The organism is bacterium (Candidatus Blackallbacteria) CG13_big_fil_rev_8_21_14_2_50_49_14, assembly GCA_002783405.1.
GTDB lineage: Bacteria > Cyanobacteriota > Sericytochromatia > UBA7694 > UBA7694.
Window position 1 is genome coordinate 191,121 of record PFGG01000011.1, and the last position, 21,626, is coordinate 212,746.

The following is a 21,626-nucleotide window of genomic DNA, read 5'->3' on the forward strand; positions in this document are numbered from 1 at the left end:
GATGGGGTGTTTAAGCCAGATTGCTAATCAGGTTAACTACCAACCTGAAAATAATATCCATAAACAGCATCAATAAAAGCGGTGAGAAATCAATGCCAATTCGAGTAGAGGGCAAAATCGAACGGAAAGGTGCAAGCAGAGGCTCTGTCACCCCATACACAAAACGAATGATCGGATGGCGAAGATCCACCTGAGGTAGAAAAGAGATGACCATACGGGCCACAATTAACAGAAAGACTAAGCCTCTGATACCATCCAGAATTTGCAAAATCACAATCATTGTGAGCTTTCCTTATAACGTTCTCCCAATTCCCGTGAGCGTCGGGTAGCAGTTTCAACCGTTTTGAGCAGCGTGGCCCGGATTTTGTATTCTTCCATGACCTGAATCCCTGCAATCGTTGTACCACCAGGAGAAGTCACCATATCACGGAGTTGAGCGGGGTGTCTATCCGTTTCCTGAATCAACTGGGCAGAGCCCAAAAGGGTTTGTAAAACCAATTGACGAGAAGTCGCGCGCGGCAAGCCCTGTAATACACCGGCCTCAATCAAGGCATCTACGATTAAAAAAACAAAACCGGGGCCTGAACCACTCAAGCCCGTGACTGCATCTAAATATTTTTCAGGGAGAATCAAACACTCTCCCACAGCCGTAAAAATCGTACGTGTCAGCTCCAATTGCGCCTCTTGCACCTGGGAATTGGTGGCCAGAACAGACATACCGGCATTGACCAGACAAGGGGTATTGGTCATTACGCGGATAATGGCGGTCTCAGCAGGCAGCCAACGGGCCAGCCCCTCTATCGAAACGCCAGCCACAATCGAAATCAGCAAGAGATTGGCAGGCAAAGTAAAGGCCCCCAAACCTGAAAGTACTTTTGAGACATTGTCAGGCTTGACGGCCAATAAAAGAATTTCGGCTTGGGCAAGATCAGAAAGCTGAGTGGTGGTCTGCACCCCTATTTCCTGATGCAATTTGCGCAATTTATTGGGATTGGGATCTAAAACCAGGACTTCTTCAGGGCTGAAAACCTGGGCAGATGTCACCGCTCGGGACAAAACCTCTCCCATGACACCGCCGCCAATCACGGCAAAACGTATCGCCATCAGTTAGTTGCCTTCTGCATCAGCCAATACGGTAAAAGAGATCCTTGGCATCTTTATTCAGCCAAGATTCTGCGCCCAATGAATTAATCACCACATTGCTGGGTGAAAAGAGGAATATGCCATCCCCTACTCTTTGCTGATGTCCATCCAAGGCATGGGTCGCACCAGCCACAAAATCAATCAGGCGCTGGGCAGCCTCAGGCTCAAGCGAAGAAAGATTGACAATCACAGCTTTACGAACGCGCAAAGATTCAACCACCTCAAGGGCTTCTTCAAAAGACTTGGGTTCAACAATCAGCATTTCACTTTGAGTAAGCGCAGAATTTAGACCAATAATATTGTTGAGATTGCTTCCGGAAACACGCTCCTGACGCTGACGGCGAGAGAAACGCGCACTGACAGGCTCCTCAGGCAAAGGCTCCAATTGAGGAAGTTGCGGAGCGGTGGTCATTTCTTCTTCATATTCGGCTTCTTCCAAGGGCATGCCGACAAAATGTTTGACCTTTTTCCACAGTTCAGCGCTCACAATTCACAGACCTCTTTCAGATAATGCTTCGATGCAGGTGGGGAGATCCCAAAAATTCCAAAGGGCCATTGAACCCTGATTCATCTTAACACTATCTTTCAAAGGGATGATGTGCCTTGATCACACCATCCCATCAGATTTTCAGCCCGATCTGAGAATTATTTTCGAATCAAACGCGGGTCTGAAGGGGCCTGAATGACGCGGTGCGTATGTAAATACTCCAACATCATATCCCGCAAGGTTCTCCCTGAGGGAACCGCATTTCGGGGGCGTTCAAAAGGAATCGCCTCATTGCCCTCAAAAACATAATCAGGAGCGGCGACCTTATACCAACGTTTGGGATCCAGTGGTTTGCCATTGATGAGAATTTCAGATAGTTTTTTATCCTTCAGAGTATACACCAAACCAGAAAATTGCAGATTTTTTGAAACCCCCAAACGGCTGACTGAAATTTCGACGACTTTACGCAAAGCATCTCCCTGTATTTCAAAGGCTGTGGACGTATTGTCAAAGGGTAAAATTTCAAAAATTTCTCCGACCTGAATCGGCCCTTTGTTCAAGCCATTGCGAACTCCCCCGGTATTCATAATACCCACTTCCGTTTTCAGTGAGTCACGCAAAATATCTGCCAAGAGACTGCCCAAGGGAAAAGGGCCATCGTATTTGCCTTCAACTGAGAAATCTGATTTGGACTCGCCAATCACTTTCTGCATATCCGCCCGCAGACGCTGGGCATAGGACTCAAGCATTTCAGGCAAAGGTTGATGATCCCACGTTTCATCCATCAAAACGCGTTCACTGCTATAGTGCAGAATATGCTTGCGGTGATCCAGGGTCAAGTCCAAACGTCCTACCCAGGCACCCATTTGGCCAGCATGCATTACCAAGGTTCCACCCAAGCCATTCTCTGAACCATTGGCGATCAATTTGGCCTGTTCCATTTCCGTATGCGAATGCCCGCCTAAAATCACATCAATACCCGGCACAGCCTGGGCAAAAGGTTCGTCATACCAAATGCCCATATGGTGAAGAGAGACAATCAAATCGACTTTGGGACGCAGTTCAGCCACCAAGCGTTTGGCTATCGGCACGGGGTCATGAAAAACATAGCCCTCTTTCCGCTGCTGAGCCACTGCCTGCCAGGCGTGCTCACTGAGAAAACCTAAAACCGCTATTTTTAAACCCTGACGCTCAAAAATTTGAAAAGGTCTAAAAATCAGCAAACCCGATGATTTCTCGGTTACATTGGCACATAACAAAGGAAAATGAGAATACTGGACCTGTTTACGCAAATTGAGCATGCCATTGTCCAAATCATGGTTGCCCATGGTCATGGCATCATATCCCATTATATTCATGGCACGGATATCAGGCTCGCCCAAATAAAAATTATAAAAAGGCGTGCCTTGAAAGACATCTCCTGCATCTAAAATCAAGGTTTGAGGGTTGGATTTTTTAACTGATTCAAAAAACCGTGAACGCCGTATCACCCCTCCCACTTTTTTCTTCAGCCCCAAATGTTCAAAGGGTTCCAAGCGATTGTGCGTATCATTGGTAAACAAGAGGGTAAGGGTTTGTTCTGTGGCCGCATAGCCCGGTGAAGTGACGGGAAAGAGTAAGGCCCCCATCAGACAGGCTACCAACAGAATAGAACGAAAGGGGGAGTATTTTATCATGGCGAAAGATCCTGCAAGCATTTTTTACAGATTACCACACCCTTTTGCTGAGAGGCTCGGCAAGAGGAAGAGCCAGCTTCTTTGAAATCTGTACAAATGTAAGCCATATCGCAGACAGAAGGGGCCGTGTTAGAGTACAAAGGATAAAAAATCTGATAATAGGGCCCCCCATGGAATTCCTCTCTCAAATCATCAACCTTTTCCTGCATTTGGATAAACATCTGCAAACCGTGATCGAAACCTACGGCATCTGGACCTATCTGATCCTCTTTGTGATTATCTTCTGTGAAACAGGTTTGGTAGTAACCCCCTTCCTGCCAGGGGATTCTCTGCTTTTTGCGGCAGGAACCTTTGCGGCTTTGGGCTCACTGAATATTGCGATTGTTTTGGGATTGCTGGCATTTGCTGCCATTTTGGGGGATGCCGTCAATTATTGGATTGGCTATAAATTGGGGCCTGCTGTTTTCGAAAAACCCAAAAGTAAAATTTTTAAACGGGAATACCTTGAAAAGACCCAGGCCTTTTATGCCAAATATGGCGGAAGAGCGATTATTTTTGCACGTTTTGTGCCCATCGTTCGCACCTTCGCCCCCTTCGTTGCTGGGATTGGAAAAATGCAATATACTCGTTTTTTAACCTATAACGTGATCGGCGCGCTGCTTTGGGTGGGCCTATGTGCCCTTGGCGGCTTTTTATTCGGCAATATTCCGATTGTCAAAAAGAATTTTGAACTTGCCATTTTGGGGATCATTGCCCTTTCAGTGCTGCCCATGCTAATTGAATACCTGCGGCATAAAAAAACAAAGCCTGAAAGATCTCAACAAGAAGAACCCACGCCTGAAAGCATATAACACATTCGAGTCAAACATTCTAACCGGCGAAAAAAAAGGCGTATCCTCAGGGGATACGCCTTTTAAAGTTCGGTCAATTTAAAGACGGACTGAATACTTTTCTACCGCTTCAAAAATCGAAGGTATCGTAGATTTGGTAACTTCCCCATACATCCACTTGGGAATGACAGGCACCCCCAAATCAGCGGTCACCGTATAGGTGGCGTAAGTCGCCTTGCCTTGGGCTTTTAACTGCCAGGAGCCTTCATTGTGCTTAATCGAGCCCTTGAGCATACTCCAACGAATGGAATGCACAGAAGGGGTTTCGACATACTTATTCGTATACCAGGTTCCCGTAAAAGGCCAGGGAACATCGAGCATCAGGGTGGCTTGAGCAAGATTGCCTTTGCGAGCCTCTAGCTTACTGCTGGCAATCTTGGGCATAAATTTCTGATAATCAGCATAGTTCGTTAGCGCTTTCCAGACTTTGGCAATCGGTACATTGATAAGCCCCACTGCCTTGACCGTTTTCGGGCGTCCATCCCCTTGATCCAGCAGTCGCACATCAATCTTAGAAGTGCTCTGAGCGGGAGGCGCGGTCAAATTTAAGCCCATCCCCAAGACCCCGAAGGCCAAACCTAAAAGTACTGTTCTTTTTAAGATATTACGCATAAACACCAATCCTCACCTGCAATACGGAGATACTTTTCAGTTTAACATCTCAATCCAACATCAGGTTGCCAAATTTTGTAAGCTCCTTGTCAAAGTAAACGCGCACAGTGCCCGTTGGGCCATTACGGTGTTTGGCAATCAGAATTTCAGCCACATTTTTATCATTGCTGTCGGGGTTATAGTATTCGTCACGGTAGATAAACAAAACAATATCTGCGTCCTGTTCAATCGCGCCTGATTCACGCAAATCGCTCAACATGGGGCGTTTATTGGTACGGCTTTCAACGGCACGGCTGAGCTGACTCAGACCAATCACAGGCACACTCAGCTCACGCGCCAATTGCTTCATCGAGCGTGAAATTTTAGAAAGCTCCTGTACCCGGTTATCATCCCGGCTGCTGACACCACTGTCCATCAATTGCAGATAGTCAATCACGATCAGTCCCAATTCATGGTGTTCGGCTTTCAAACGCCGGGCCTTGGCACGTATCTCAGCTGGGGTGATCATACTTGAATCATCAATAAAAATAGGCGCTTCAGACAGACGCGCAATCGCATTTGAAAGGGTGTGCCACTCATCAGCATGCAGGGATCCATTCCGCAGGGATCTTGAATTCATGGCAGCTTCTGCGCAGAGCATACGGGTAATCAATTGCTCTTTTGACATTTCCAAACTGAACACAGCGACAGGCTTTTTATTTTCTATCGCCATATGCGTGGCAAAATTAATCGCCAGACTGGTTTTCCCCATCGCCGGACGTGCAGCCAGAATCACCAGATCGGAGGGGTTAAAACCACCGCCTAAAAGGGTGTCCATATCCAAGATACCGGTTTTAAGCCGGGTTTCATTCAAGAGTTCAGGATTATTATAGACATTCTCAAGGTTTTCAAAGAGCATCCAAAGCGTCGGCTGAATATGTTCCAAGCCTTGCCCCAAACGATGCTGGCCCACTTCAAAAATTTTCTGTTCTGCTTTATTCAACAAAACACCAATATCTGTTTCATCGGTCTGGTAACCCAAACTCACAATTTCGGTACCCGCTCGGATCAGTTTGCGCAAAATCGCATTGCGCTCAATGATTCGGGCATAGTATTCAATATTGGCCGTCGTAGGAATACTGTTGACCAGTGAAAGCAGATACGAAGTGCCACCTGCTTTTTCAAGTGCATCCTGAGACTTTAAACTGTCAGCCAGACTGAGGATATCCACGGGCTGTCCATGTGAAAACAGATTGCGGATCTGCTCATAGATCAGCGTATGCGCTGGCAGATAAAAATAATCCGGCTGAATAATTTCAATAACACGGGCCAAAGCTTCGCTATCCAGAAGCATCCCCCCCAAAACAGCGACTTCAGCGTCTTTGTTATGGGGGGGCGTAAGCTCAGGCAATTCGGTGGAAGAAATCATCCTTCCTGAGCGACAACCTGGACCTTAAGAGCAGCTACTACTTTGGGATGCAGTTTGATATGCGCCTCGTGCTCGCCAATATGACGAATGGCGGTGCGAATATCGACCTGTTTTTTGTCGACTTCAATTTTAGCTTGCTCAGCCAAGGCCTGTACCACTTCTTTGCTGGTAACCGTGCCATAAAGTTTGCCTTCTTCACCCACGCGTTCAGCGATGGTAACTGACAAGCCTTCGATCTTCTGAGCCAATTCCTGTGCACGCACCAGAATCGCAGCTTCTTTTTTGGCAATTGCCTTTTTGCGCTCATCATAGTGCTTCAGCACACTGGGAGTCGCAACCTGGGCCATTTGGTTTGGTAAAAGGAAGTTGCGGGCATAGCCTTCGTTAACATCCACAACACTACCGTTCATGCCCAGCTTGTCATGATCTTTGGTCAGTACAACTTTCATTGCTTGAAATTCCTTTCAGATTTGAGACAGACATATGGGGGGCTGCTTCCAGACGGCTCATTGTTGGAGTCAATACCTCTGGCTTCAGGAAAAAAAGCCCTATGCCCATTTAATTTTAATATTCACAAGATTGTGGCTACACAAAGAATCTATTCAGAATCTCATATATACAATCCGGTTCAACAGTATAGCATGGCAAGGGCCGCCCCCCCAACAGGAAAGCGGCCCAGTTTCGCAAAGAATCAGAAGAAGAAGGATGAAGAAACCGCGATCGTGGTTTTATCAAACTTGCTGTCTTGGGGCAATCTTTGTCCAAAAACTTTCTGACGACGGCCCAATTCAAGTGTTAAATTGGGAATCACAGGATTATCATAGGTCAACTGCACCATAAAACCCGCTAAATCCCCCACTTCGTCAGGAGAACCTTCATAGAACTCGCCATTTTGAAGTGTAAAGGGCTCTTGAATCGCAAAAAGTAGACTGGGGATATTGGTATCCGGCCACTCGGGATTCATCTGCTTCAAATTAGAGGGCGTTGAAAAATAAACCCCGGCAATCACTTGCTGATAGGTTTTTTCACTTTCAAACTTGCCTGAGCCTCCAAGACTGAATCCACTGAAAGACCAGTTGGTGGAAGCAGCAGCTCCTCTAAAATTAATTTCATCTGAAAGACCCCGGAACGTAGCCTGTAAACCCACCCCGAAAGTATCGTTGCCGATATCCAGAATGGCGGTATGGTTGTGCAGGGGATCCAGAACGGGCTCCCCAATCACCAAGGACTGGTCACCTTCCGAAACAAACTTCAGACGGGCAAAACCCAAATCCAATTTGAGCTGACCGTAAAAAACGTCGGGGCTGGCCGCGATGGCACCACTGAAAATACCTTCTGAAAACTCTGTCCCAGCAATAAAACTACGGGTCAAACGAATGCCCCGGCTGGAACCAAACAAATTCGGTGAAGCCCGACTGACGGCAGGAGAATCCAACGTACCAATAATACTGTTGCCAAACTGGTTGGGAATCGAGGTAAAAGGTTGGATCAGACGGGTTACCCCCATAAAGCCAAACTTAACACGGGGATTGAGGAACCCCCCTTCGCGGTGATCAAACCAAGCCTCGCCAAACCCCACACTGATGTCCTTGTTCTCTTTGAACTGAGATTTTTTACCGCTTTCGCCCTCTTTGTTCTCATCTTGAATCGAGCTAAAATCACCCGACAGGGCAGAACGAATCGTGGTTTTTTCAGAGGCGGCAATACGCATATTCAATGAAAATGAAGCGGTATAACCAGGGCGGAAATTGTCTTCCTGCACATCTTCGGCCCCAACACTGATCATGCCCCCAAAGCGAACAGAGCCAATATCCTCTTTCAGTTTGGCCAGAGCTTCTTCTAACTGCTTGATTTTGGCTGCCTGATCCGCATGTTGCTTTTTCATGGTATCAATTTCTTGCTTGAACTCATCATTCAAGGCCCTGAGCGTTTTTAAGTCTTCCAAGGCGACTTTGCCAATACGCTTCGTGAGTTCTTCTGTTTGGGCCAACTGATCCATGATTTTAAGCAGAGCAGCCGCAGCTTCATAACGACTGATATTGCGTGTGCCTCGGAAGGTCTTGTCTGGAAAACCCTCCATCACGCCATATTTTTCTACCAGGGCCTGAACGGCTCTGGCGGCCCAATGTTCTGCTGGCACATCGGTAAAATTAACCGACGAAAGCTGTGCCAAGGCAGGGCCAGCCCCCATACTCATCAGAGTGGTACTCAGCAATGCGGCGGCGAAGAGTTTCTGATAACGCAACGGTCGATGCTCCTTACTTGTAAACTGGTGTAAGCCAATGTCTGTAGCGGGGCTCCTGGCCCTTGACAACACGGAAATAGCTTTCCTGCAAATGACGGCTGATCGGCCAATGGCCATTCTGACCAATGGGTCTCCGGTCAACCTCCCGAATAGGTGTCACTTCTGCAGCCGTTCCGGTAAAAAAAGCTTCGTCTGCGGTCATGAACTGACCTACTGTCAAAGCGCCAATCTCTACTTCATAGCCCAAATCTGTTGCCAACTGCAAGATCGTATCACGGGTAATCCCCGCCAGAATTGAAGCATTGATAGGATTGGTAAAAATTTTTCCATTTTTAACAATAAAAATATTCTCTCCACTGCCCTCAGCAATATCTCCATATTCATTCAGGAGAACAGCCTCATCAAAGCCACGATCTTTTGCATCCATAACAGCCAACATAGAATTGAGGTATTGTCCTGTGGCTTTGGCCATCACCGGGAACATTTGAGAGTGAAATTTTTTCCAACTGGTAATCGTTACACGTGCACCTTTTTCGAGAGCTTCATCTCCCATATAGGCCCCCCAAGGCCAGGAGCCAATATGCACTTCAATATTTTCACGATTGGGCAAGACCCCTAATTTGCCATAGCCTACAAAGGCAATCGGACGAATATAGCAATCTTTGAATTTATTTTCCCGTACAACCTGAAGAACCCCTTCTTTTAAGGCCTCAAAAGTATAGGGCATGTGAAACTGATAGACCTTTGCTGAATCAAAAAAACGATGTAGATGATCATCAAGACGAAATACAAAAGGTCCGTCTTCAGAGTCATAGGCACGAATGCCCTCAAAGATGCCACTGCCATAATGCAAGCCATGCGTCATGACATGGACTTTGGCTTCATTCCAGGGAATTAGTTGTCCATTGGACCAGATTTTACCGTTTTCAGGAAACATCCACCTCTCCTGTCGAGAAAAAAAACACCGTTCAGGTCTTCAGACATATTACTACGAACCCCGTCAAACACCAAGTCTGCAAGTTCCTGTTTCACAAGACTTCAATCAGAACCATTTCTGAGTGATAATTTCTCGTTTCAAAAACCGTCTGAGTGCTGATAAAACAAGGAGTCACTGCCCCTGCTCACCGTCTGGACAGCCCCCCTCCAATGCGCTATAATACAGGTGATTCAGGACAATTTAACTGTCAGAACGCCTTCACCTTGTTGTTGAGCGTTTATTTTTTCGCCTGAAAATGGCTTAACCATGGCCATCAAAACGAGAAGATTGCAGACCTGAATAATCTGAGATAAAGGGAAATTGGCACAGAGGCATGAAACTTGCAGAAACCTTCACCGAGGCCTTGAAACAAATTGAACGCGAACGTGGAATCAGCGCCCAAAGCGTGATTGAAGTTATTGAATCTGCACTTTTAGGCGCCTACCGCAAAAAAATGCAGGAACTGGGAAAAATGGACAAAGATTCGGAAGTTGAACTCCGAATTGATACTTCCAACCAGAATGAAATCAAAGTGTATATGTTGCGCCAAGTCGTAGAAGGCACTTCAGACAATCCCAACGAAGTCTCTTTAAAAGAAGCTCAGAAAAAGCATCCTGAGGCCCAAATTGGCCAGGAATTACGCATGGAGATGTCTCTGTCTACCCGAGAATTTGAACGTTTGGCGACACAGGTAGCCAAGCAAGCCATCACCCAACGCCTGCGTGAAGCAGAAAAAAAAGCAGTTATGGAAGAATACCGTGATCGGGTCGGGACCATGGTCACGGCGACCGTCCAGCGGCTTGAAAAAAACAATGTGGTGGTCAAATTAAACAATAAGTCAGAATTGGTTTTGCCTGCTTCTGAACAATTGCCCAATGATCGCTATCGCTATGGCGACAAAGTCAGAGTGTATCTTTCAGAAATCAAAGAAACGCAGCGTGGGCCCCATATCGTCATTTCCAGAGCAAACTCTGGTTTGGTCAGCTGTCTTTTTGAAATCGAGATCCCCGAAGTAGCAGATGGCACTGTCGTGATCAAATCAATTGCCCGAGATGCGGGTTTTCGTACCAAAGTAGCCGTTCATTCTCTTAAAGGCAATGTGGATCCTGTGGGGGCTTGTATTGGCTCGCGTGGTTCGCGCATTCATCCCATCATTGATGAGCTGAAAGGCGAGAAAATTGATATTGTCCGCTGGAGTGAAGATCTCGCGACCTTCATCACCAACGCGCTCAGCCCCGCCAAGGTTGTTCAGGTCAACCTCACCGAAGACAAAAACAATGCAACGATTATTGTTCCCGATGATCAACTCTCGCTTGCCATTGGCCGGGAAGGTCAGAATGTGCGTTTGGCAGCACATTTAACCAATTGTCATTTGGATATTCTGACTGAAAGCGAGCTGCGCAAACAAAAAATGGAAATGCAGCAAGCAGCACAGGAAAAGGCGCGTATTGCCGCAGACTGATGCAGGCCCTTCTTAGAAAATGTATCGTTTGCAGGTGCATTAACCACCGCAAACTGATGTTCAGAATTCAGAAACAGGATCTGGGTCCTCAATGGGTCAAAACCAATGCCCCTGGAGGGCCCAGTCTTTATGTCTGCCAAAATGCCAACTGCCTGGAGCGCATGCAAAGAAAGCGCTATCTCCAAAAACGTTGGGGAACGATCCCAGAGCAGGATCTGCATGATTTTTTTGAACGTCTGAAGCTTCCTGGAAAGAACTGATCACCCCCCTTATAATGCTTTCGGGTTGGTTTTTACCCTCAGGCTATGTTATTCTGACCTGTGGTCAGGCCCGTCGGCAGGTCTGCAATCACAGGCGCATCGGTGCGCAGCCTTTTTACGGAGCACCCCTTTTCAAGCCTTGAATCAGTTGCGCCCAGAAACTGTTTGCAGAATCCCCCCGACGCCCCAGGTTGTGCTATAGGCTGGACTAATGAAGCAGAAGAAGAAGACAGTATGAGTAAAAAACGTATTTCTGAAGTAAAAAAAGAGATTCACACCCTGTATGGGTTGGATATCGAATATCCTGAAATTGCAAAGATGTGCCGCAAACTGGGCATAGAATTTAAAGAAGACAGCAAATTTGGCATTCATTACAACGCAGTCATAGAAGATACTGCTGCGGACCAAATTGTGGCTGGGTTTAAATCCAAATCAAGTTCCAATCAGAGCGCAAGCCCTAAACAGACAAAATCTGTGCCCGAAACAACCAAGACCCCCATGACTGAAAAACCTGCACAAGCTTCAGTATCTTCTTCTCAAGCTCCAAAGTCTGCTCAACAAGCCTCTCAAGCTGTTCACCAGTCTGAAAAACGGCATGATCAAAACTTACAAACCACTCACTCTGGCAACCAGGGCCAACAAGCTCAGCAACGCCAGGGACAGGCTAACGCCCAACAACAGTATAATCGCCCTCAGGGACAACAACGTCAGGGCCAAGCCCCTGGCCAACAGCAACAGTACAACCGCCCCCAGGGCCAAGCCCCTGGCCAACAGCAACAGTACAACCGTCCCCAGGGCCAAGCGCCTGGCCAACAGCAACAGTACAACCGCCCCCAGGGCCAAGCCCCTGGCCAACAGCAACAGTACAACCGCCCCCAAGGACAAGCCCCTGGCCAACAGCAACAGTACAACCGCCCCCAAGGACAAGCCCCTGGCCAACAGCAACAGTACAACCGCCCTCAAGGCCAAGCGCCTGGCCAACAGCAACAGTACAACCGCCCTCAGGGCCAAGCGCCTGGCCAACAGCAACAATACAACCGTCCCCAAGGACAACAGCAGCGTCAAGGCCAGGCACCTGGTCAGCAACAACAGTACAACCGTCCTCAAGGCCAATCCGGCTACCGTCCCTCAGGAGGACAGCCTCAAAATCGTCAGGGTGCAGGTGCTCCCGGAAACTCAGGCCCCAACCAACAACGCAAAAGTAAAACACAGATGCGTCAAGAAAAACGCCGTGAGCGTCAACAGTTTCAGGAACGGGTCGAACAGGTCGAACCCCAGGAGAAAATAGTGGAGTTGCATCAGAATATTACGGTCAGCCAATTGGCTGAAAAAATGGGCATCAGCGCATCAGAAGTAATTAAGGCCCTGTTTATGAAAGGTGTGATCACAACGATTAACCATGTCCTGGAATTAGAAACCGCTGAAATGGTTGCCCATGAACTGGGATATGAAGTTCTGATGCCCTCTGCCAATAAGGCAACAAAAACTGCGCATCCCCATGTACAGGTGGTTCCACCGCCTCCCAATGAAGATCCTGCCCGCTTAAAACCACGCCCTCCGATTGTCACGATTATGGGCCACGTCGATCACGGTAAAACCTCTTTGCTCGACTATATTCGCAAAACCCGTGTAACGGATGCAGAAGTAGGCGGCATTACCCAAAGAATCGGTGCTTATCTGGTCCAAGTTGATGAAAAACCGATCGTATTTCTCGACACCCCTGGCCACGAAGCGTTTACAGCGATGCGTGCCCGTGGTGCCCATGTGACCGATATGGCCATTCTCGTCGTGGCGGCAGATGACGGCATTATGCCGCAAACCATCGAAGCAATTAACCACGCCCGTGCAGCCAAGGTTCAGATTATCGTAGCCATCAATAAAATGGACAAACCTGGTGCTGATCCTGAAAAAGTCAAACAACAACTGACTGAATATGATCTCGTGCCTGAAGAATGGGGTGGAGACACCGTCATTGTTCCTGTTTCTGCAAAAAGTGGGGACGGCGTCGATGATTTGCTCGAAATGATTCTCCTGGTCGCTGAACTGATGGAATTGAAAGCCAATCCTGAAAAAGCAGCTTCTGGTATCGTGATTGAATCCAAACTTGACAAGGGTCGCGGCGCAGTCGGAACCGTTCTAATTCAAGCGGGCACCCTCAAAGCCGGTGATGCATTTGTTGTAGGAACGGTTTGGGGCAAAGTACGCGCCATGACCAATGACCGTGGCAAACACATCAAAAAAGCAGGGCCCTCTATTCCTGTTGAAATTTTAGGCTTTCAAGATGTTCCTGAAGCAGGCAATATCTTGCAAGTGGTCAAAAACGAAAAAATAGCAAAAGCGCAAGCCAGTGAAAACGCTGAAAAACAAGAAACCGATTCACGGGGTCGTGGCCGCATCAATCTCTCCAACCTCTATGAAAATGTCAAAGAGGGCAAACTGAAAGAACTGAATATCGTCCTCAAAGCAGATATTCATGGTTCTGTAGATGCCATTCGCCACTCACTGGATCGTCTTTCAGATGACCGCATTCAATTGCATATTATTCATGCTGCCACTGGCGAAATTTCTGAATACGATATTATGTTGGCTTCAGCCTCCAATGCTTTGGTAGTTGGCTTTAACGTCAAAGCTGACAACAATGCCAAACGCGTGTGTGAACGCGAACAGATTGAAGTGCGCTTCTACGACATCATCTACAAACTGATTGAAGATATCGAAAACGCAATGGAAGGCCTGCTGGAACCTGAAATGGTAGAACATACCATTGGTGAGGCCGAAATTCGTGCCGTCTTCAAAGTGGGCAAACAAGGCACTGCGATTGCAGGTAGCTATATCCGTGACGGAAAATGCGAACGCAACTCACGTGTCCGTGTCTGGCGCAATGAAGAAGTGATTTTCACAGGTAAAATTTCTTCGCTGAAACGCTTTAAGGACGACGCGAAAGAAGTGGGCACGGGTTATGAATGCGGTATTGGCGTTCAAAACTTCAATGATCTTGAAGTCGGAGATCGGCTTGAATTTTATCAAGTTGTGGCCCGACACGAAATTTCAAAAGCCTAAGCTCCTTATGCGCGGTATTTTCTGGCCCAGTCTGCTGATTTTATTGGCAAGCTGGGCCTTGCCCGTTCAAGCCTTTGACGTTTATATCCCCACTCAGAATGTGGTGATCAAACCCGGCCCCGATTTACGCAGTGGAAATTTGACCCGACTTTCAAAAACCACAGTTCCCCTGAAACAGGTTTTTTATGCCCCCGATGGCGAACTTTGGTGCCAGATTCGCCTGCAAGGCAATCAAACAGGTTGGGTACAAGCCCGTTATTTGGATCCTGCCCTGAGTAAGAATCTTCCTTTGCGCCTTCAGGATATTCCTGCCCCGCTCTTGTTTTATTTTGCCCAACGCCAGATTGGCTATGCCAATTTAAACGATGCAGGCTTTAAAACTGTTCTGCAAAAAAATATGCTCTTGATAGAAGTAGCCCAAATCAAACAGCGCTGGGATTTTTTACGCAGCCGCCATGATTTTCTGGATATTTCACGCAGAGTGGGCATCAAAATCAATGCCCGTGAATTTCAGGACCTGAAACAAGAGCAAAAAACGCTTGAAAAACAGTTTCAAAACCTGATGACCCAGATTCTCTGAACCCCATGCACGAAAACGCCATCATTCAATTGGCAAAAAAATTTCCCCATTTTCACCCAGAAGTTCAGCTGGGAATAGGTGACGACACAGCCATTCTTGGCCCTTTAAATCAAAGCAGCTTGCTTTGGACCACGGATTTGCTTTTGGAAGACGTGCATTTTCGCCGCAACTACTTCAGCCCTGAAGATTTAGCCTGGAAAGCTTTGGCTGTCAATTTAAGCGATATTGCAGCCATGGGAGGAGAACCTTTGGCTTTTACCCTGGGTTTGGGCCTGCCCCCCGAGATGGACGCGGCCTGGATTCAGGCTTTTTTTAAGGCCTTGCAAGCAGCCAGTGAATTCTGGCAGGTCGAGCTGGTCGGCGGAGACACCGTCCGTTCAAGTGCAAAAATTGTAATTTCTATCAACCTGCTGGGAACAGCACTTCACCCCACCCTGCAATCAGGAGCCCAGCCTGGCGATAATCTATTCGTCAGTGGCAGTTTCGGGGGGGCGGCCGCAGGCTTGTATTGCCTTGAAAACAATCTGGAAGGCTATGCCTGCCTCAAAGAAAAACTGCTTCGCCCTCAACCCCAGCTAAAAGCAGCCCAAGCCTTGTCCAAAATATGCAATCGTTTGGCCCTAACCGACGCAAGCGATGGATTGGGGCGCTCTCTACAATTACTTTGCGGCCCAAAACTCGGCTGCAGCATCTTGCTTGAAAAAGTACCTTGCCTGCCAGAGCTGAAACAACTCGCTGAAGCAGAAAATCTTTCAGCTTGGCCATGGATCATTGAAGGGGGAGAAGATTATGAGTTGGTGGCGGCCCTCCCCCCCGAGCAATGCGCAGCAGCAGAAAAGCTGGGCTGGATACAAATAGGTTCGATCACACCAAGCCCTCAAATTCAGATCGTCTCTTCTGATGGTTCAAGACACCCTTTGAAAGAAACACTTGGATTTCAACACTTTTAGCCAGATCCCGCCCCCAAAGACGCTTATTTGGATTGAAGTGGCTCAAAGTAAAGTGTAAAACAGGCCCCTTGCCCTGGCTCACTATCAAGCTCAATTTGAATAGCCAATAAATCAGCAAGTTTTTTGACAATCGCAAGCCCCAAACCGGTTGATAATTCATGGCGCAAGGGTTGGGCCGACAGGCGTGCAAACTTTTGATAGAGGCGAGACCGATCCGCTTGCGAAAAACCAGGCCCCTGATCTTTGACCCAAATTCTGTGTTGAGAGCCTGAAAAAGCTAAGCCCAATTCAACCTGGGAACCTGAAGGTGAAAATTTAAAGGCATTGCCCAATAAATTGTGCACAATCTGCTTCAAAAGCAAAGGATCTGTCATAGTCGAACAGTCAGGATCTGTTTGAATATTCAAGCCAATCTTATATTCTTGGGCCAAACTCTTAAAATCTTCTCCACAGCTCACAACAAAATCACAAAGATTGACCTTTTCAAAACGAGGCTTGAGCCGCTGCGATTCAAGCTGATCCAATTCCAATAAATTACTGGTAATCGTCGCCATCAGTTGAATATCCCGAAGTATTGCAGAGCCTATATTGTGTATTTTTTCAAGCGGAAAGGTATTCTTTGCATTTTTCATCGCTTGCGCAATCAAACTGATGGCATTTAAAGGGTTTCTCAACTCATGGGCTGCAATATGCAATAAATCATATTTTTCCTGATTCAGAACCCGCAAATGCTGGGTATAGAGCGCCAGTTGATCGCGGGCATGTTTCAGTTCAAGATGCGTACTGACACGCGCCAAAAGTTCAGCCTGATTAAAGGGCTTGCAGATATAATCCACCCCTCCCGCTTCAAAACCAGCTAAAACATCGTCTGTCTCAGATTTGCCGGTTAAAAAAATCAGGGGAACATCTTGAAAATCAGACTGTTCGTGAATTTTTTTTGACAATTCAATGCCACTCATATCGGGCATGAGAATATCACAGAGAATTAAATCAGGTTTCACACGCTCGATTAACTTCAGGGCTTTATAGGGGTGATTGGCTGCGGTTACCAGATAGCCCTGGCGTTGAAGTATATCAGCCAAAACCTGAAGACTGTCTTTATTATCATCAATCAATAAAATTAAAGATTGCATTTCCATGCTCAGGTACTCTTCAATTTTTCTAATTTGGATTTAAATATTTTTTTTAATTCCAACATCATTTCGGGAACCTCGACCAAATCATATTCTGAAATCATTTTTTGTAGTCTCTCAGCAAAACGCAAAAGTGCAAATAGGTCATTCTTAACTGCAAAATACTGAAGTTCAGAAGCAAAAGCATTCATTTGATTGATAATGACTGAGTCCTTCAATCTATCACATGCGGGTATCCATATTTTTTCAATTTCATCAATTATTTCACTGCGATTCATTTTATTTTCATAAAATTTATTTTCAGTATTGGAAACCAAACAATGTGATAAATAATGCTGAAGAGAAGAGAGCAAAGCCTGACGCTGAAAAGGTTTTCGTAAATAATCTGAAAAGCCTTGTGCCAACATCTTTTGTTCTTCCCCCTGCAGACCTGAGGCTGTTAAAGCCAAAACAGGTATTTGGGCCGTTCGTTCAGATTGCTTTAACAGTTTGAGAACATCAAGCCCACTCATACCCGGCATGCGTAAATCCATGAGAATCAATTCTGGCAAGCGCAATTCAGCCTGCGCAAGCACCTCATCACCGCATGAAAAGGACTGTGTTTCAAGCCCCCATTTCTGCAATATATTTTGAAGATACTCACGGTTTTCAGCAATATCATCGACAATAAAGACCAAAGCTTTTTCAAATTCAACCGGCGAATCAATGGGAAGATCTGAGGTTAAATTTCTTTCTTGCACAATCATCAAATGCTTCAAGCGCAAAACAAAGCAGGAACCGGGTGTTGCAGAGGTTCGATAACTGAGCTCTCCACCCATTAGTTTTGCCAAACTGTGAGAGATGGAGAGCCCCAAGCCAGAGCCACTTTGATTTGAATTTGCCTGATATTGCTCAAAAGGTCGAAACAAGCGCTCCTGAAAAGCATCAGGAATACCAAGACCCGTATCCTGAACAATCAATTCCAAACTCAGCTCATCTGCTGTTTGCTCCAGAAGATTTAAGCGCAAACTGACTTGACCTGAGGGCGTAAATTTTAAAGCATTGCTGATTAAATTGGTGAGTATTTGTCGCAGACGGTATTCATCCAAATTTATTAAGGGCACAGGTTGTTCAGGCAAAATGAGCTCAAAATGCAGATTTTTATCTTTAAAGCTCTTTTCATACATCAGATAGACATCCTGCAAAAGACCTTTGAGTTCAAGTGGAGACGGCTGTATTACCAATTTACCGGCTTCCACTTTAGAAAGGTCTAAAATATCCTGTAAAAGCGCCAAGAGCACCTGGCTATTATTGCGCACAATCTCCAGATACCGAATCAAACGGGGCTCGTTTAACTCAGCCTGTAAAAGCTCAGAAAACCCCTGAATGGCAGTCAAAGGCGTGCGTATCTCATGGCTCATATTGGCGAGAAATAAACTTTTAGAACGATTGGCTTTGTCTGCCTCTGCGCGGGCCAACAAAAGTTGTTCCTGCGTAAAAAAACGTTTCCAGGTCTGGCCCACGAGATGCGCAACCCCGGTTAAAAGATCCAGATTTTGCTGAGACAGCACATGCTTTTCGGAACCTTGTTTGCACCCCCTGAGAATCCGCAAATATCCTGGGGGTAAATCCGTATCCAGAAAAATTTCAATCTCATGCTCAGGTTCAGAATTCGCACAATCACAGCCTGTGGTATCACCTGGCAATTCCAATTCAAAACACCAAAGACCCGGCTCACTAAAACCTGTTTCCAGTAAAGCGACCACATCTCGAATCAAATCAGTTGTATGGGCATTTTCATGCAGGCGTTGGGCAATGGCATACAAACACCGCAATTCCTGAACCCTTCGATTTTTATCAAGCAAAGCCTGTTCAAGTTTTTGGGTGCGGACAGAAACCTGTTCCTCCAGTTCTTCTTCAATCCGCTTGTGATCCGTAAGGTCTGAAAACAAGCCAATAATTTTATAGGGTTTTCCCTGTTCATTGCACAGGCTTTTGCCGCGAACGCGCAGAAAACGTTCCTCGCCATCTGTTCTGACAATCCAAAATTCAAGATTCAAGCTCTGCTCTTCGCCCCAAATGATTTGACGCAGCGCAGTTGAAATCCGCTCACTTTCATCTGAACGATAAAAGGCTTGAAAATCAGCATGGGTAAGCGTACAACCTGGTGAACAGCCTAAAATTTGGGCCATGCGTGGGTCAATATAAACCGTTTGGGCATCGAGGTCCCATTCGGCCAACCCCAAATCTACATTTTCCAAGGCCAGGCTTAAACGCACCTGTTCGGCCTTCAGCGCCTGCTCGGTAAGTTTGCGCTCGGTAATATCCTGAACCACCCCCACCAGTTTGAGTGCCTTTCCGTTTTCATCTCTGATCACTTCAGCATGATCATGCACATAACAGATTTTACCCTGGGGCAAAATAATCCGATGATCGATATCATAGGGCTGCAGCCCCTCAACCGCATTCTTGACCGCTGCTTCAACCAGCATTTTGTCTTCTGCTGGAATTAAGTTTAAAAAATTGGGGTAAGTGGCTTCATAGGTTTGAGGATCGCGCTCAATAATGCGATAAACCTCAGGGCTCCAATGCACTTGATGGGTGAGAATATCCCACTCCCAAAATCCAAGTCGGGCAATGCGCTGCGCTTCTTTTAATTCCCGTTGGCGGGCCTGAAGTTGCTTAACCTGTGACATGCGTTCAGTAACATCACGAAAGGTCACGATCACCCCTTGCAAAGCGCCATCTTCAGCAGAAGTCAGTGGATCGGCATTTTGAGAAATCCAGATTCTTTCACCGGAGGGAAGATCTATTCCCAAAGTCTGACGATGGCAGGGTTTTCCTGTTCGTAAAACAAGACAGGCAGCATAATCTTCAGGTGAACACACCTCACCATTTTCATAATACATTTTGCGCAGATTCAGCCCCAAACGATAGGTTTTGATACTTTCGGGCTTGACACGCAGAATACGCAAAGCAGCAGGGTTATAAAGTGTGAGTTCTCCCACCAGGTCATATACCAATAAGCCTTCATCCAAAGCCTGTAAAATTTGAGCAGATTGATTTTCTTTGTGGGTCTGCTCAAGGGTTTGATGAAATTGCAAAATCAAAACCTGTAAAATTTGACTTAGAAATTGAGCCAACCATTTGTCAATCGCTTGATAGGGCCTGGCTTTTCCAGACAATACCAATTGAAGATTCAGAGTCTCAGTTGAAACCCAATCCATTTGATGAAGATAGGTTTTTCGTGCCTGGGTTCCGCTCCTTTCACTCTCCCAAAAAAAGTTGGGGGTTGCATTCGGCGCTTGAGGCCCCAAATAAACTTCAACCCGCTTCGATTCTGTTTGCTCTGCAATAAACTCAAGCACTCTGAGAATGCTTTCCTGAAAACCAAACTTAAAATAATTTTTTGCAATATCCAATAAAAAGCAAAAAACGAGCGGGCTGTATTTTTCAATTTCTTCTAAATAATGAAGACTGTCTATTTTTTTACCAGAACACAAAACACCAAGAATGTCTCCCTTGGCATCATAAAGCAGATGATTGTTCCAACCGATGAAGGTTTCTGTTCCTGTTAAGCGATTCAAAATTGGGTTTTCAAAATAGGAGTGCATTTCTCGCTTCCCATCGATCAAAGCCAGAAACTCGTCATAGACCGATTCAATCTGTTCAGGAGGCAGACAATATTGAAACCAATTTTTTCCAATTATTTCAGAGGCCTCAATCCCCAACACCTCACAGGCCACCTGATTTATTTTTGAGACACCCCCCTCTCTGTTTAGAATAAGCATCAGAATCTCGGGCATGGTAAACAAGGTCTCATAGACAGATTGTGCAATCTCTGACCCAGCGAATAAACAAGATAAACTCTCGCTCATTTCAATCCCCACCCTTCTTGATATCCACAAAGATTCTGCATCATAAATTGCCTAAAACTTGAGAGGCAGCATCGCAAAATACGCAATCAAGTTCACCGTCTCGATTTCCTTTAATCCGCTTGAAGGACATGCTCGATATCTCCCATTGCAAGGCGAAGCAAAGACCACCCTTTGGCCTGACTGATTCTTCGCTCCGTGATCAAAACAACCAAGACATTTTTACTTGGCAGAATGCGCATAAAATGATAGGTGCTTTGGGTCGTCATAAAGACTTCTTCAATGAGATGGCGGGGTTGGGTTCCCCTTTGCTCAGCGAGCAGGGCTTCTATGCGGGTAATACTTTTGCCCCGAAAGAGATCCACAGAAGCCGCAACTACGGCATCGATATAATCTTGTTGAAAATAGGGAATGGTATGAAAAAGCCCCAAAATCTTTCCCGAGAATAAATCCACAACCCCAAACGCCAGAACACTTTCAAATTCTGAAACAATTTTTTGACATACTTGATCTGTCTTATTCACCTTGATTGCCCTTTTGGTATTGCTTCCATTGCAGGAGCATACCCATCAGTAAAGTCTTTATCTTCCGTCCTTTATTTTAAAACACTCTCAAGAATAAAATAATTAGAAATAAAATATTTATATTTACAAATCAAAAATCACGTATCATTCTGATAAATTTTTATTTTTAATTTCAGTCCCCAAAATATCAACTGATTTCAAATCATAGACAAAACTAAAATACACCTATTCGCAAGGCAGCGAGCAGGGTATTGGGGATCTCCATCAGGGGAATGGCCTTTTCAGCAGCTCCCAGTTTCATGGCCACTTCAGGCATGCCATAAATCACACAGGTCTCCGCGTTCTGGGCAAAGGTTCGCCCCCCCG

19 protein-coding genes are annotated in these 21,626 nt (G+C 46.2%); 6 read left to right on the forward strand and 13 right to left on the reverse strand.

Annotation, left to right across the window (positions count from 1 at the left end):
- Positions 1–10: 10 nt before the first annotated feature.
- From COW20_02990 to COW20_03005, 4 genes are all read right to left on the reverse strand, one after another.
- Positions 11–280 (reverse strand): YggT family protein, encoded by a 270-nt coding sequence (locus COW20_02990; GenBank protein ID PIW50483.1) that lies wholly within the window; start codon positions 278–280, stop codon positions 11–13.
- Positions 277–1,104, reverse strand: coding sequence for a pyrroline-5-carboxylate reductase (proC, locus tag COW20_02995; protein ID PIW50484.1), 828 nt, complete (start codon positions 1,102–1,104; stop codon positions 277–279). The genes COW20_02990 and proC overlap by 4 nt, the downstream gene beginning before the upstream one ends.
- Positions 1,105–1,123: 19 nt before the next feature.
- Entirely contained in the window at positions 1,124–1,630 is a 507-nt protein-coding gene (locus tag COW20_03000; GenBank protein ID PIW50485.1) for a cell division protein SepF, read from the reverse strand.
- Positions 1,631–1,788: 158 nt separating this feature from the next.
- Positions 1,789–3,327, reverse strand: coding sequence for a hypothetical protein (locus COW20_03005; protein PIW50486.1), 1,539 nt, complete (start codon positions 3,325–3,327; stop codon positions 1,789–1,791).
- A gap of 149 nt (positions 3,328–3,476) precedes the next feature.
- Here COW20_03005 and COW20_03010 point away from each other — a divergent pair, with 149 nt between their 5' ends.
- A complete protein-coding gene (locus COW20_03010; protein ID PIW50487.1) occupies positions 3,477–4,157 on the forward strand; it encodes a hypothetical protein in 681 nt (226 codons plus the stop codon).
- Between the two features lie 78 nt (positions 4,158–4,235).
- On the opposite strand, the gene COW20_03015 is transcribed toward COW20_03010, so the two are convergent.
- The 5 genes from COW20_03015 to COW20_03035 all read right to left on the reverse strand — a co-directional run bounded on the left by COW20_03015 (position 4,236) and on the right by COW20_03035 (position 9,398).
- Entirely contained in the window at positions 4,236–4,808 is a 573-nt protein-coding gene (locus COW20_03015; GenBank protein ID PIW50488.1) for a hypothetical protein, read from the reverse strand.
- Positions 4,809–4,857: 49 nt separating this feature from the next.
- Positions 4,858–6,198, reverse strand: a complete 1,341-nt coding sequence (gene dnaB / locus COW20_03020; GenBank protein PIW50510.1) for a replicative DNA helicase — start codon at positions 6,196–6,198, stop codon at positions 4,858–4,860.
- 14 nt (positions 6,199–6,212) lie between these two features.
- The gene (locus tag COW20_03025; protein PIW50489.1) at positions 6,213–6,665 is read right to left on the reverse strand and encodes a 50S ribosomal protein L9; all 453 of its coding nucleotides are present in this window, start codon (positions 6,663–6,665) and stop codon (positions 6,213–6,215) included.
- A 242-nt stretch (positions 6,666–6,907) separates the two neighbouring features.
- Positions 6,908–8,578 carry a hypothetical protein gene (locus COW20_03030; GenBank protein PIW50490.1) on the reverse strand — a complete coding sequence of 557 codons (1,671 nt, stop codon included), beginning with the start codon at positions 8,576–8,578 and terminating at the stop codon, positions 6,908–6,910.
- On the reverse strand, positions 8,475–9,398 hold the full coding sequence (locus COW20_03035) for a branched chain amino acid aminotransferase (protein PIW50491.1): 924 nt from the start codon (positions 9,396–9,398) through the stop codon (positions 8,475–8,477). The genes COW20_03030 and COW20_03035 overlap by 104 nt, the downstream gene beginning before the upstream one ends.
- Before the next feature lie 373 nt (positions 9,399–9,771).
- Between COW20_03035 and nusA the strand changes: the two genes are divergently transcribed.
- The 5 genes from nusA to thiL all read left to right on the forward strand — a co-directional run bounded on the left by nusA (position 9,772) and on the right by thiL (position 15,749).
- Positions 9,772–10,899: a transcription termination/antitermination protein NusA gene (gene nusA / locus COW20_03040; protein PIW50492.1), complete on the forward strand. Its 1,128-nt coding sequence runs from the start codon at positions 9,772–9,774 to the stop codon at positions 10,897–10,899.
- Positions 10,899–11,159 carry a hypothetical protein gene (locus tag COW20_03045; GenBank protein PIW50493.1) on the forward strand — a complete coding sequence of 87 codons (261 nt, stop codon included), beginning with the start codon at positions 10,899–10,901 and terminating at the stop codon, positions 11,157–11,159. Before nusA ends, COW20_03045 begins: the two co-directional genes overlap by 1 nt.
- Before the next feature lie 234 nt (positions 11,160–11,393).
- The gene (locus COW20_03050; protein PIW50494.1) at positions 11,394–14,219 is read left to right on the forward strand and encodes a translation initiation factor IF-2; all 2,826 of its coding nucleotides are present in this window, start codon (positions 11,394–11,396) and stop codon (positions 14,217–14,219) included.
- 7 nt (positions 14,220–14,226) lie between these two features.
- Entirely contained in the window at positions 14,227–14,799 is a 573-nt protein-coding gene (locus COW20_03055) for a hypothetical protein (protein ID PIW50495.1), read from the forward strand.
- Between the two features lie 5 nt (positions 14,800–14,804).
- Entirely contained in the window at positions 14,805–15,749 is a 945-nt protein-coding gene (gene thiL / locus COW20_03060) for a thiamine-phosphate kinase (GenBank protein ID PIW50496.1), read from the forward strand.
- A 23-nt stretch (positions 15,750–15,772) separates the two neighbouring features.
- Here thiL and COW20_03065 read toward each other — a convergent pair whose 3' ends face one another.
- From COW20_03065 to COW20_03080, 4 genes are all read right to left on the reverse strand, one after another.
- The gene (locus COW20_03065) at positions 15,773–16,888 is read right to left on the reverse strand and encodes a hypothetical protein (protein PIW50497.1); all 1,116 of its coding nucleotides are present in this window, start codon (positions 16,886–16,888) and stop codon (positions 15,773–15,775) included.
- Positions 16,889–16,890: 2 nt separating this feature from the next.
- On the reverse strand, positions 16,891–20,739 hold the full coding sequence (locus COW20_03070) for a hypothetical protein (GenBank protein ID PIW50498.1): 3,849 nt from the start codon (positions 20,737–20,739) through the stop codon (positions 16,891–16,893).
- A 110-nt stretch (positions 20,740–20,849) separates the two neighbouring features.
- On the reverse strand, positions 20,850–21,260 hold the full coding sequence (locus tag COW20_03075) for a hypothetical protein (protein PIW50499.1): 411 nt from the start codon (positions 21,258–21,260) through the stop codon (positions 20,850–20,852).
- 214 nt (positions 21,261–21,474) lie between these two features.
- The coding region (locus COW20_03080) for a hypothetical protein (GenBank protein PIW50500.1) at positions 21,475–21,626 on the reverse strand (152 nt) is incomplete at its 5' end.

Coding starts and splice junctions, on each gene's coding strand:
- COW20_02990 (PIW50483.1), bottom strand. CDS start 280: ATGATTGTGATTTTGCAAATTCTGGATGGTATCAGAGGCTTAGTCTTT.
- proC (PIW50484.1), bottom strand. CDS start 1,104: ATGGCGATACGTTTTGCCGTGATTGGCGGCGGTGTCATGGGAGAGGTT.
- COW20_03005 (PIW50486.1), bottom strand. CDS start 3,327: ATGCTTGCAGGATCTTTCGCCATGATAAAATACTCCCCCTTTCGTTCT.
- COW20_03010 (PIW50487.1), top strand. CDS start 3,477: ATGGAATTCCTCTCTCAAATCATCAACCTTTTCCTGCATTTGGATAAA.
- COW20_03015 (PIW50488.1), bottom strand. CDS start 4,808: ATGCGTAATATCTTAAAAAGAACAGTACTTTTAGGTTTGGCCTTCGGG.
- COW20_03025 (PIW50489.1), bottom strand. CDS start 6,665: ATGAAAGTTGTACTGACCAAAGATCATGACAAGCTGGGCATGAACGGT.
- COW20_03030 (PIW50490.1), bottom strand. CDS start 8,578: ATGGCCATTGGCCGATCAGCCGTCATTTGCAGGAAAGCTATTTCCGTG.
- COW20_03035 (PIW50491.1), bottom strand. CDS start 9,398: ATGTTTCCTGAAAACGGTAAAATCTGGTCCAATGGACAACTAATTCCC.
- nusA (PIW50492.1), top strand. CDS start 9,772: ATGAAACTTGCAGAAACCTTCACCGAGGCCTTGAAACAAATTGAACGC.
- COW20_03045 (PIW50493.1), top strand. CDS start 10,899: ATGCAGGCCCTTCTTAGAAAATGTATCGTTTGCAGGTGCATTAACCAC.
- COW20_03050 (PIW50494.1), top strand. CDS start 11,394: ATGAGTAAAAAACGTATTTCTGAAGTAAAAAAAGAGATTCACACCCTG.
- COW20_03055 (PIW50495.1), top strand. CDS start 14,227: ATGCGCGGTATTTTCTGGCCCAGTCTGCTGATTTTATTGGCAAGCTGG.
- thiL (PIW50496.1), top strand. CDS start 14,805: ATGCACGAAAACGCCATCATTCAATTGGCAAAAAAATTTCCCCATTTT.
- COW20_03065 (PIW50497.1), bottom strand. CDS start 16,888: ATGGAAATGCAATCTTTAATTTTATTGATTGATGATAATAAAGACAGT.
- COW20_03070 (PIW50498.1), bottom strand. CDS start 20,739: ATGAGCGAGAGTTTATCTTGTTTATTCGCTGGGTCAGAGATTGCACAA.